The 9,399-nt window shown below is 67.6% G+C and carries 6 protein-coding genes; 3 read left to right on the forward strand and 3 right to left on the reverse strand.

Features of this window, described 5'->3' with window-relative positions; genetic code table 11:
• Positions 1-238 precede the first annotated feature (238 nt).
• Positions 239-2,080, reverse strand: a complete 1,842-nt coding sequence (locus tag Q0Q02_RS21550) for a M3 family oligoendopeptidase (RefSeq protein WP_293812586.1) — start codon at positions 2,078-2,080, stop codon at positions 239-241.
• Positions 2,081-2,410: 330 nt separating this feature from the next.
• Here Q0Q02_RS21550 and Q0Q02_RS21555 point away from each other — a divergent pair, with 330 nt between their 5' ends.
• From Q0Q02_RS21555 to Q0Q02_RS21565, 3 genes are all read left to right on the forward strand, one after another.
• Entirely contained in the window at positions 2,411-3,907 is a 1,497-nt protein-coding gene (locus Q0Q02_RS21555; protein ID WP_293812588.1) for a sigma-54 dependent transcriptional regulator, read from the forward strand.
• Between the two features lie 106 nt (positions 3,908-4,013).
• Positions 4,014-5,930, forward strand: a complete 1,917-nt coding sequence (locus tag Q0Q02_RS21560) for a L,D-transpeptidase family protein (RefSeq protein ID WP_293812590.1) — start codon at positions 4,014-4,016, stop codon at positions 5,928-5,930.
• A gap of 189 nt (positions 5,931-6,119) precedes the next feature.
• Positions 6,120-7,901, forward strand: a complete 1,782-nt coding sequence (locus Q0Q02_RS21565; RefSeq protein WP_367275051.1) for a DUF882 domain-containing protein — start codon at positions 6,120-6,122, stop codon at positions 7,899-7,901.
• Between the two features lie 115 nt (positions 7,902-8,016).
• Here the strand turns inward: Q0Q02_RS21565 and Q0Q02_RS21570 are convergent, their stop codons facing one another.
• The gene (locus Q0Q02_RS21570) at positions 8,017-8,625 is read right to left on the reverse strand and encodes a glutathione S-transferase family protein (RefSeq protein ID WP_293812591.1); all 609 of its coding nucleotides are present in this window, start codon (positions 8,623-8,625) and stop codon (positions 8,017-8,019) included.
• A 78-nt stretch (positions 8,626-8,703) separates the two neighbouring features.
• The coding region (locus Q0Q02_RS21575; protein ID WP_293812593.1) for a substrate binding domain-containing protein at positions 8,704-9,399 on the reverse strand (696 nt) is incomplete at its 5' end.

The raw sequence follows: 9,399 nt of genomic DNA on the forward strand, positions 1-9,399 counted from the left end.
CTAGTTTGGTGCTTTTCTGCGGGGCCGCACCGTCATCCCGGGCTTGACCCGGGATCCACTACAGAGCGCAGCGCCCTTCGGTGGATTCCGGAGCGGCACCGCTTCGCGGCTTGTCCGGAATGACGGCGCATGTCCGTAGGAGCGTTGCCGTCGTGCTCGGGCTTGCCCCGTGCATCTCATGACGAGAAGGCGCTGGTTTACGAGATGGCCGGGTCAAGCCCGGCCATGGCGAGACCCCTCACTCCATCCCTTCCAGCTCGATGATCATGCCCTCGATCATCCTGAGCCCGATCTGCCAGAAACCCGGGTCCTTCGCATCGAGCCCGAAGGGCGCCAGCAGTTCGGCATAGGGCTTGCTGCCGCCGGCCGAAAGCAGCGCGAAATAGCGCTCCTGGAAGCCCTCCGCGGCGTTCTGGTAGACGCCGTAGAGCGAGTTCACCAGGCAATCCCCGAAGGCATAGGCGTAGACGTAGAAAGGCGAATGGATGAAGTGCGGGATGTAGCACCAATAGGGCTCGTATCCGCTCGACAACCGGATCGCGGGGCCGAGACTCTCCGCCTGCACGCTCATCCAGATCTCGCAGAGGGCTTCCGGCGTCAGCTCGCCCTCGCGGCGAGCCTCATGGATCTTGCGCTCGAAGGTGTAGAAGGCGATCTGGCGCACGACCGTGTTGATCATGTCCTCGACCTTGGCCGCCAGCATCGCCTTGCGCTGCTTCTTATTGGTGGTCGAGTCGAGCAGCTTGCGGAAGGTCAGCATCTCCCCGAAGACGCTTGCCGTCTCGGCCAGCGTCAGCGGCGTCGGCGCCATCAAGGCCCCGTTCGGCGCTGCCAGCACCTGATGCACGCCGTGCCCGAGTTCATGGGCCAGCGTCATCACATCGCGCGGCTTGCCCTGATAATTCAGCAGCACATAGGGGTGCGCGGATGGCACGGTCGGGTGCGCAAAGGCGCCCGGCGCCTTGCCCGGACGCGGCGGCGCGTCGATCCAGCGCTCATCGAAGAAGCGCTTGGCGATCGCCGCCATGTCCGGCGAAAAGGCGCCATAGGCCGAGAGCACGGTCTCGCGCGCCTCGGTCCAGGGGATCGTACGCTGCTCGACCTGCGGCAGCGGCGCGTTGCGATCCCAGAAATCCAGTTCCTCGCGGCCGAACCACTTCGCCTTCAGGCGGTAATAGCGATGCGACAGGCGCGGATAGGCCTCGCGCACGGCGGCGACGAGAGCATCCACGACCTCGCGCTCGACCCGGTTGGCGAGGTGGCGCGAATCCGCGACATCCTCGAATTTCCGCCAGCGGTCGGAGATTTCCTTGTCCTTGGCCAGCGTGTTGGTGATCAGCGCGAAGATGCGCAGTTCCTTGCGGAACACCGTGCTCAGCGCTTCCGCCGCCTTGCGGCGCACCTCGCCATCGCTGTCCTGCAGCTTGTTGAGCGTGAGCTCGAGAGTCAGCTCCTCGCCGTCGACGGTGAAGCGCAGCGAGGCGATGGTCTCGTCGAAAAGCCGGTTCCAGGCAGCCGCGCCCGTCATCGACTTCTCGTGGAACAGCGCCTCGATCCGATCGTCGAGCTGGTGCGGCTTGTCCTTGGCGAGATCGTCGAGCCAGGGCTTCCAGTGCGAGAGCGGCGCCTGGCTCGCGACCTTCGCCAGCAGCGCGGGCTCGATCCGGTTCAGCTCCAGCTCGAAGAACAGGAGTTCGGTGATCGCGGCGTTCAGCTTGTCCTGCGTGTCGCCGTAGAACTTGGCGCGTTGCGGATCGGTGGTGTCGCCGGAATAGACCAGGCCGGCATAGGCGCCGATACGGCCGAGCAGGTCGCTCAGGCCCTCATAGCTCTTCACCGCGGCGGCCAGCGTCGTGCTGCCATCTGGCGCCGCGGCGAATTCCGCGAGCTTGCCGCGATAGCGGCCGGCCAGCGCCTGCGCCTCGGCAAGTCCGCGCTCCAGATCGCCCTTGAACTCCGGCGATTCGATACCGGGATAGAGATGGGTCAGGTCCCATTCCGGCAGTTCGCCGGTGGTCTGGACCGATTTTGCCGCCCCCGCCTTGGTGGCGGAACGCAGGACGGTGTCATGAAAACCCATTCGCTCGATACCTCTGCGCACTGAAACGAGCCCTTCCATAAAGGCTGCGCCACGGCTTGGCCATGGATTGCGAGCCACGGCCGTCATTGCGAGCGCAGCGAAGCAATCCAGGGGGGACTGGGTTGAACGGTGCAGCCCGGTCGCCCTGGATTGCTTCGTCGCTCCGCTCCTCGCAATGACGCCCTGTGTGGAACAGCGCGCATCACGTTCGCCATCAGCCTCGGGCTTAAACCCCGCTTAACCCTTCTGGCCGACCATGCCCCAGAACGGAACAGGCGATTCCGCCTGCCTCCAAGATTTCTTTCACGCTGCACGGGCTTTCGAGGTGCCATGACCGACACCGTCCTCATCGTCGACGATGATCCCGTCCAGCGCCGCCTGCTCGACGCCATGCTGAAGCGCTTCGGCTACGACGTCGTGAGCGCCGAGAACGGCGAGGCGGCTTTGGCCCAGCTCGGGGTTCCGGAAGGCGAACGTTTCAGCGCAGTGGTGCTCGACCTCAACATGCCCGGCCTCGACGGCATGGGCGTACTCGCAGCCTTGCGCGAGCGCGGCATCGAGATTCCCGTCATCGTCCAGACCGCCAATGGTTCGATCGAGACCGTCGTCTCGGCGATGCGGGCCGGCGCCGTCGATTTCGTGGTCAAGCCGGTCGGCGCCGAGCGCCTGCAGGTCTCGCTGCGCAATGCGCTCAAGCTCGGCGCGCTCGAACACGAACTGCGCCATATCAAGCGCCGCGCCTCGAACACGCTGGGCTTCCGCGATCTCGCGACCAAGAGCCCGGACATGGCCCGCGTCGTCAGGCTGGCCGAGCGCGCCGCGAAATCGAACATCCCAATCCTGATCGAGGGCGAGTCCGGCGTCGGCAAGGAGGTGCTGGCGCGCGCGATCCAGGGTTCCAGCGACCGCAAGGGCAAGCCCTTCGTCACGGTGAATTGCGGCGCGATCCCGCATAACCTCGTCGAGTCCATCCTGTTCGGCCATGAGAAGGGCGCCTTCACCGGCGCGACCGAGCGCCATCTCGGCAAGTTCGTCGAGGCCAATGGCGGCACGCTCTTCCTCGACGAGGTCGGCGAATTGCCGCTCGACGCCCAGGTCAAGTTGCTGCGCGCGATCCAGGAAGGCGAGGTCGACCCTGTCGGCGGCAAGAAATCGGTGCGCGTCGACATCCGCCTGATCTCGGCCACCAACAAGAGCCTGCTCGACCAGGTCAAGCGGGCTGAGTTCCGCGAGGACCTCTATTACCGCCTCAACGTCTTCCCGATCACGCTGCCGCCCTTGCGCCAGCGACGCGAGGACATCGCCGATCTCGCGCGCGGCTTCCTCGCCCGCTTCGCCGCCGAGGAGGGCCGCAAGCTCTCGGGCCTCACGGCCGAGGCTGCAGCCCTGATCAGCGGTTATGACTGGCCGGGCAATGTCCGCCAGCTCGAGAACGCCGTGTTCCGCGCCGTGGTCCTGGCTGACGGGCCCGAACTCGGCGTCACCGAGTTCCCGCAAATCGCCGCGCAGATGGACGGATACGAGGTCCGGATTCCACCAGCCCCCGCCCCGCTCGCCCGTTCCGAAGCACAGGGCGAACCGCCGCCGCGCATCATCCAGATGCCGGTGCGCGATCCCAATGCGCTCGACCTCGTCGCCGGCTCCGACATGCGCAAGCTCGACGAGCTCGAGCGCGAGATCATCACCTTCGCGCTCGCGCATTACCGCGGCCACATGTCCGAGGTCTCGCGCAAGCTCGGCATCGGCCGCTCGACGCTCTACCGCAAGCTCAAGGATTACGGGTTGATCGAGAGCGAAACGAACGGCGACGAAACCGACGCGGCATGAGCTGCGACCAATCGAAATGAGGCGGCCTGTTGCGCCGCCGCATCTTGTCTCAACCAGCCGAGTCACGCAGGAATGGCGGGGTTCGGCAGCAATCGGGATAGCGACCATGCGTCCTCGCCATTGGGCGAAACTGACCTCGGCATCCGCCCTGGCCATCATCTTGGGATGCCTCCCGCTCCGCGCCGAGACCCCTCTCAACACCGATGCGACGCTCGGCATTCCGCTGCCGGAACAGCCGGAGCTGAAGCTCTCCGACGTAGCGCCGTCGGCAGTTCCGGCACAGGCTGCATCCGCACCGGAACACTCCGCCGATACGGAGATCGTCACCGGCACGGTCACGACCGGTGCCCGGCCGCAGGAGCCGGTAAAGCAGGATGCCGCCGCGCCCCTCGATAGGGACGAGGAGGCTGTCACGCTCGACATCCCAGCCGCCGAGATGCCGGCGGCGGATCCGGCCCTGACCCCCGTCGTCAAATCCCCCGAGCCGGTCGAAATCGCCCCGCAGGCCGGCCCCCTGCGCACCGTCGAACCGCTGGTGCCGCTGCCGGAGGTGCCGAAGGTCGTCGTCACGCTGCCGCCGGGCTCCGAATTCTCCGCCGCGATCGCCGCAGCCCTGCCGGAGGCGCTGACGCTGCGCCGCCTCGGCGAGCGCGAGCGCAACGAGATCATCGCCGCCTATCAGGCCAATGAGAACCGCCCCTTCTGGGTCGGCGCTAAGGGCTGGAACGAGGCCGGCAAACGCATCGCGACGCAGCTTGGCCGCGCCAGCGAAGACGGCCTGCGTCCGAACGACTATGCACTGCCCGTCTTCGAGGCGAGCGACAAGGCGAAGCTTGCCGAGGCCGATATCCGCCTCTCGGCCATCGCCGTTCTCTATGCCCGCGACGCGCGCGGCGGCCGGCTCAACCCGCGCCAGCTCTCGAAGCTGATCACGCCGACGCTTTACCTGCCTTCCGCGACCGAGGTGCTCTCGGAGCTTGCCGGCGCCGCTGACGCCGGCGCCGTGCTCTCCGCCTACAACCCGCCGCATGAAGGCTATCGTCGGCTCAAGGCCAAGCTCGCGGAGATGCGCGAGCATCTCGACGACACGCCGCTGGTCCGCATCCCCGCTGGCCCGCCGCTCAAGCTCGGCATGCGCGACGAGCGCGTCCCGCTGGTGCGCGCGCGCCTCGGCCTCGGCCCGAGCGAGGAGCCGGTCTTCGACCGCTCGACCGCGCTGGCTCTGACAGATTTCCAGAAGAAGGCTGGCCTGCCGGCGAACGGCATCCTGAGCGAGCGCACGCTCGCCGCCCTCGGCAAACCGGCAAGCGCGCGCGGCGAGGAAGACATTATCGCCCAGATGGAGCGCTGGCGCTGGCTGCCGCCCGATCTCGGCACCGACCATATCATGGCCAACATCCCGGAGATGCGGGTTCGCGTCATCCGCTCGGGCAAGGTCGTGCACGAAACCCGCGCCATTATCGGCAAACCGGACTCGGCGACGCCCATCTTCTCGCACAAGATGGACCACGTCATCGTCAACCCATCCTGGTACGTGCCGCCCTCGATCCTGAAGAAGGAATTCCTGCCCGGCCTCGCCGCGGATCCGAACTACGCGGCCAAGCGCGGTTATGTCGTGACCCGCACCAAGAGCGGCGGTGTCTCGGTGCGCCAGCCGCCGGGCGAGCGCAACGCGCTCGGCTGGATCAAGTTCATGTTCCCGAACGAACATGCGGTCTACTTGCATGACACCCCGAATCGCCGCCTCTTCGCCGGCGAGCGGCGCGCGCTCAGCCATGGCTGTGTCCGCGTCGAGAACCCCTTCGCGCTGGCCGACCAGGTGCTCGGCCCGGAATGGACGCATGAGCGGCTGAAGCGCCTGATCGGCTCGGGCGAACGCCGCATCAACCTGCCGCAGCCCCTGCCGATCCACCTCGTCTACAACACCATCGTCGTCGGCGATGACGGGCAGATCATCCGCTTCGACGACGTCTACGGTTTCCACAGGCTGGTCAGGCAGGCCCTCGAGCAGCAGGGCGGCTGAGGATCTCCAGGCGAAGGTGCCCTCTCCTTTGGGCACCTTTTCGCCATGATCCATCTTTAGCCACCTTCGGCAGGAAATTCTTGGCGTGGCGATTGCCGGCTCGCTAACGAGACGTTAACGCTTCTCCGCAACTGTTCGTTCACGTTTATCGCACCGCTTCGGCGGGGACACCGAGACGGGTCAGACAGATTGGGCAGGATAACCGCCACGCTTGCAGGATGCGCGCCGTCCGGCACGAAGCCGACCGCGCGACAGGTGCTGGCGCTCGGCCTTGCCCTGATCGCTTCGCTGGTCGGCGTCCGCGGCACGCAGAACGCCGCCGCCAATGGCGACACCCGCACCATCACCATCCGGCACATGCATACGAAGGAAGAGACGACCATCACCTTCAAGCGTGATGGCCGCTATGATTCGGGTGCGCTGGAGAAACTGAACTGGGCCCTGCGCGACTGGCGCACCGACGAGCCGACCCGCATGGACCCGCGGCTCTTCGATGTGATCTGGGAGGTCCAGCGCCAGCTTGGGTCCGACCAGCCCTTCCACGTCGTTTCCTCCTATCGCGCCCCCGGCACCAACGCCATGCTGCGCCGCCGCTCGCGCGCCGTCGCCAAGCACAGCCAGCACATGCTCGGCAAGGCGATGGACTTCTACCTGCCCGACGTGCCGACCGCCCGCATCCGCGAGGTCGGCATGCGGCTCCAGCGCGGCGGCGTCGGCTTCTATCCGAACGCCCACACGCCCTTCGTCCATCTCGATGTCGGCTCGGTCCGGTCCTGGCCGCGCATGACGCGCGACCAGCTCGTGCGGCTCTTCCCGGATCAGAAGACCGTGCATATCCCGGCCGATGGCCAGCCGCTGGCCGGCTACGATCTCGCCAGGGCCGAGATCCTGTCGGGCGGCGGTTCGGTCGCCGGCTACGCCGTGGCCGATGCGGATGAAGGCGCCGTCGCCTCCTCCGGCCGCAAGAGCCTGTGGGCCACGCTCTTCGGCGGCGACGACGAGGAGGCCGATGCCCGGCCGACCGCACGGCGCGGCGCTCCCCGCCAGCAGCCGACCGTCATGGCCTATGCCGCTCCCAATACCGGCTATACCGGCAGCAACAGCAACGACGACGGCCGCTTCCTGGTCCAGCCCATCCAGGAATCCAGCACCAGCGCCATCACGCGCGAGCGCTCGCGGCGCCTCGCGCCGCAACCGGCCGCCGAGGAAGCGCCGGCGCCTGCCGCCGCCGCTCCGGCTCCGGCACCTGCCGCTCCGCCCCCGCAGATCGCACGCGACACGCGTCCGCTGCTGGTCGACGTACCCTTGCCGCTGGCACGGCCGCGCGGCCTCTCGCTCCCGGCGGATGACGGCGCGCCCGTGCAGATCGCCGCCCTGCCTTCCGCCGGTGGCGCGCTCGCCTTCGCCCCGCAGCCCGACCAGAAGCTCGTGCTCGCCTCGCTGCCGCCGCGCCGCCCCGGCGAGGTCGCGCCTCCCAGTGAGATTGTCGTCGCCGGCCAGCCCACCAACGCGCCTCTGCCTCCGATCCGGCCGACGGCCCTGGCAGACGCAGCCATCGCCTCGCTGCGCGGCACCGGCTCAACCGAAGCACCGCTCGCCCAGGCCGCGGAAGGACGCCTCGTCACCGCCTCCCTGCCGCCGGTGCGGCCGCGTGAGGGCGGCGTCAGCTTTGCAACCGCGAGCCAGCGCTCCGTCCCGATCCCGGAAGAGCCCGAGGATACCGCCGGGATGGATCGCGGCGGGCTGAACTCCCTGTTCGCCGCGGTCTCGCGCTCCGGCAGCACGCCCGGCAAGCCGGTCAATGTCGCGACCGCCCGCGCCCGCACGGCCGGTCCGTCCGGCGCGCCGATCGCCGGCCCGAGCCCGGCCGCGGCGCTCGGCTTCAGCCATGCCGACCCGGTCGACGCCAAGCCCGGCACCTTCACCGGCCCGGCCGTCCGCCCGCTGCCGACGAATTTCGTGCAGAACTGAGCGATCAGGGGTCGGTCGTGCTCGGGCTCGACCCGAGCATCTTGGGAACGAGTAGCCTCTGGTCATGAGATTCCCGGGTCTCAGCTCCGCTTCGCCCGGGAATGACGGCTGAATATCACTCCCGGTCGATCGGCCAGGCCTTGAACACGTCGAGCGCCTCACAGGCGCGCGCCTGCTCGGCGAGCGCCGGCCAGCGCTCCTCCGGCGCGAATTCCGGGATTACGAAGCGGCAGAAGCCCCAGGCGATGGCGGCCGCGATATCGCTCGGCAGCAATTCCGGCCCAGCCGTCAGTTCGCCCTCCTTCGCCGCCGCATCGAGCAAGTCGAGCGCGACATGCAACTGGGCGACGATGCGCTCCTGCCAGGGCGCGTAGCGCTGCGCCTCCGGGCGCTTGCGCTCGTATTCGATCGAGACCGCCTTGTCGGCGGCGACGATGCCGATACCGGTCAGCGCCAGGTCACGCCGGCGCGCCACGCCTTCAAGCGGGCGCAGCGAGCGTCCCGCGACATCCTCGAAATGCTGGATGATCAGCAGGGATTCGCTAATGGCGATGCCGTCATCGGTGACCAGCGTCGGCGCCTTGATCAGCGGATTGATCGCCCGGAATTCCTCCATATGCCGGAACACCGAGACCGAGCGATGCTCGAACGGCACCTCCAGCAACGTCCCCGCGATCGCCGCACGGCGGACATAGGGACTATCCAGCATTCCGACGAGCAGCATCGCGACCTCCGTTTCAACGCGGCGGCAGAGTGCCGAAACCCCGTCGCAAAGCCACGCGAATTCGCGTGATCAGCGGGATCACGCCGCTTGATGCTCGGGCTTCGCGACAGGCGTGAGCTGTTCGCTCAGCGGCTCGTCGAGTCTGAGGCCGCGACTATGCGCCTCCATCTGGCAGGGATCCCAATAGGGCGTGCCGCCGAAGCGCTCGACCAGCAGATCGATCAACACCCGGACCTTCCCGGGCACATAGGCGCCGGGTGGGCGCACGACATAGAGCGCGCGCGTCGGCATCGGATAATCCAGCAGGATCGGCACGACCGCGCCGGAACGGATCGCGTCGGAAGCGATGAAGGTTGGCAAAACGGTCAAACCCAGCCCGGCCACGGCCCAAGACAGCAGCGTGTCGCCGCTATCGGAGTGCATCCGGCCCGGCGGGCGCACCGTGATCCAGCGCTTGCCCGTGCGGAACACCCAGTCCTGATCGTTCGTGCCGCTATAGAGCAGGCAGTCATGGTCGTTGAGATCGGCGGGGATCGCCGGGCGTCCGCGCCGTTCGAGATAGGCCGGGCTGCCGACGACGGTGGCATGGACCGGCGCGATCTTCCGCGCGATCAGGCTGGAATCCTTGAGCGAGCCGATGCGGATCGCGGCATCGAACCGCTCGCCGATCAGGTCGACATAGCGATCGCTCGCCTGCACGTCGATCTCGAGCCGCGGATAGAGCTGCGCGAGCTCGCCGAGCAATGGTGCGACATGCCGGTTGCCGAAGGTCAT

This window comes from uncultured Allobosea sp. (assembly GCF_945956895.1).
Lineage (GTDB): Bacteria > Pseudomonadota > Alphaproteobacteria > Rhizobiales > Beijerinckiaceae > Allobosea.